Origin of the sequence: Neorhizobium sp. BT27B (assembly GCF_050455485.1) — a bacterium.
Classification (GTDB): Bacteria; Pseudomonadota; Alphaproteobacteria; order Rhizobiales; family Rhizobiaceae; genus Neorhizobium.
In genome coordinates this window covers 1-2473 of sequence record NZ_JBCIYT010000036.1, presented here as the reverse complement: position 1 = coordinate 2473, position 2473 = coordinate 1, and the positions used below count along the sequence as shown (strand labels likewise).

Sequence of the window (2473 nt, the reverse complement as noted above, 5' to 3'; positions counted from 1 at the left end):
CGGTTTTCTGGATTGGAGAACCAGTTTGTGCCGGGTCGCCATGTAACCGATCATCAGATGAGACTCTTCATGAAGTACCGACAAGCGCATTCCGTAGAGGTCGCCGCGTCAAAAGCGTCGATCAGCCGAGCCACTGCATACCGCCTCGACAAGGAGGTGCAATTGCCATCGCAGGGCAAAGTGCCGCGAGGACGCCGCCGCCCTGACCCCTTGGAGCTGATATTCGAGACTGAAGTCGTCCCGCTGCTGAAGGCTGCTCCCGGCATCCGTGCCGTCGCCGTCTACAACGAGATGCTGCGCCGACATCCAGAACTGTCTGAAGGTATCCGCCGTACGCTTGAACGACGCATCCGGTCTTGGCGTGCTGTCAATGGCGAAGCGCAGGAGGTCATCTTCCGCCAAACGCATGAGCCGGGCCGATTGGGCCTGTCGGATTTTACCGACGCTAGCGGCCTTGGCGTGACAATTGCCGGCCGGCCGCTTGATCACCTGTTTTATCACTTCCGGCTTGTCTGGTCCGGCTTCGAACATGCCCACGTCATTCTCGGCGGCGAGAGCTTTGTCGCGCTGGCCGAAGGGCTTCAAAATGCCCTGTGGTCCGTGGGCGGCACGCCGCTTTATCATAGGAGTGACAGTCTGTCGGCGGCATTCCGCAACCTTGACGCCGATGCCAAGGTCGATCTCACCCACCGATACGACCAGCTTTGCTCCCATTATCGAATGACGCCGACGCGCAACAACAAAGGCGTCGCACATGAGAACGGCTCGATCGAAAGCTCTCATGGCCATCTCAAGAGCGCTGTTCATGATGCCCTGCTGATGCGGGGGACCAAGGAATTCGACGACCTCGGCTCTTATCGCGCCTTTGTCGATGAGATCGTCAGCCGTCGCAATGCTGCCCATGGCAAGCGCATTGATGCAGAACGATCCCATCTGCAGGCGCTGCCCGAGCGCCGGACCACGGACTTCGAAGAGATTGTCGTCACGGTGTCCCGGACCGGCGGCTTCACCTTGCGCAAGGTCTTCTACACCGTGCCATCCCGCCTGATCGGCCACAGGTTACGAGTTCGCCTGTTCGACGATCGGCTGGATGTCTTCGTCGGCGGTACGCATCTGATGACGTTGCGCCGCGGACGCGGCCACCCCGACGGGCGGCACGATCAGGTCGTCAACTACCACCACGTCATCCATTCCCTGCGCAAAAAGCCGATGGCGCTCCGCGGCCTCGTATATCGCGACAAGCTCTTCCCGCGTCAGGAATACCGCAAGGCCTTCGAAGCCCTCATCGAGCATCTTCCCGACAAACAGGCTTGCAAGATCACCGTTGAGCTTCTGGCATTGGCTCATGACCGCGGTTGCGAGCGCGAACTTGCCGAAGAATTGGCCAGGACCCTGGACGCCGGCGATTTACCGGACCTGGTCGCCATGCGAACACTCTTCGGCCCGGATCCAGCCAAGCTGCCGACAGTCCATGTGCAGCTCGCATCGCTCAACGGTTATGAGGCCCTGATCGGGACGGGAGAAGCCGCATGATCAACACCCACGTGATCGACGAAGCACGGCTCGGCATCATGCTCAACGAACTTCGGCTACCGACCATCAAAATGCTGTGGCCGCAATTTGCCGAACAGGCAGACCGGGAAGGATGGCCAGCAGCTCGCTTCCTGTCGGCTATTGCCGAGCACGAGCTGGCAGAGCGTGCCAATCGCAGGATAGAACGGCATCTCGCCGAAGCGCACCTGCCGCCCGGAAAGACCTTGGACAGCTTCGCCTTTGACGCCGTACCCATGATCTCGAAGGCGCAGGTCATGGCAATTACCGCCGGCGATAGTTGGCTCGCCAAGGGAGCTAACATCCTCATGTTCGGTCCGCCCGGCGGAGGAAAGAGCCATCTCGCTGCTGCTATCGGCCTTGCGCTGATCGAGAACGGATGGCGGGTCCTCTACACCCGGACCACCGATCTCGTCCAGAAGCTGCAGGTCGCTCGTCGGGAACTGCAGCTTGAGTCTGCTATCGACAAACTCAACAAGTACGACTTGCTCATCCTCGATGATCTCGCCTACGTCACCAAAGATCAGGCGGAAACAAGCGTGCTCTTCGAGCTGATCTCGGCACGATACGAGCACAGGTCTATCTTGATCACCGCCAACCAGCCGTTTGGGGAGTGGAACCGGGTCTTTCCCGATCCTGCCATGACACTCGCAGCAGTTGACCGGCTTGTGCACCATGCCACGATCTTCGAGATGAACGTCGAAAGCTATCGCCGCAGAACAGCGCTCGAGGAAAAGCGCCAACGGGGCCGACCAGCCTCTTTCGCGACAATCAGGACCTCAGCCTTGCCTGTCGCGGAGCGGCAATCAGAAAATGACGAAGAACTTGTCAGCGGCAATCAGCGTGATAACTTGATCCCGACCGCGACCTAAGAATCTCATCCAGATTGTCGCCCGCGTCTCATCCTGATTGCCGCGCAATA

2 protein-coding genes are annotated in these 2473 nt (G+C 59.5%); both read left to right on the top strand.

Annotated elements, in window-relative coordinates; translation table 11 throughout:
• Positions 1-27: 27 nt before the first annotated feature.
• Positions 28-1533 (top strand): IS21 family transposase, encoded by a 1506-nt coding sequence (gene istA / locus AAIH70_RS30920; protein WP_430038167.1) that lies wholly within the window; start codon positions 28-30, stop codon positions 1531-1533.
• Positions 1530-2423, top strand: a complete 894-nt coding sequence (istB, locus tag AAIH70_RS30915) for an IS21-like element ISRel5 family helper ATPase IstB (RefSeq protein ID WP_148148570.1) — start codon at positions 1530-1532, stop codon at positions 2421-2423. The genes istA and istB overlap by 4 nt, the downstream gene beginning before the upstream one ends.
• Positions 2424-2473 lie beyond the last annotated feature (50 nt).

Excerpts from the sequence above, each read along its gene's own strand:
- istB (WP_148148570.1), top strand. The coding sequence starts at position 1,530 with ATGATCAACACCCACGTGATCGACGAAGCACGGCTCGGCATCATGCTC.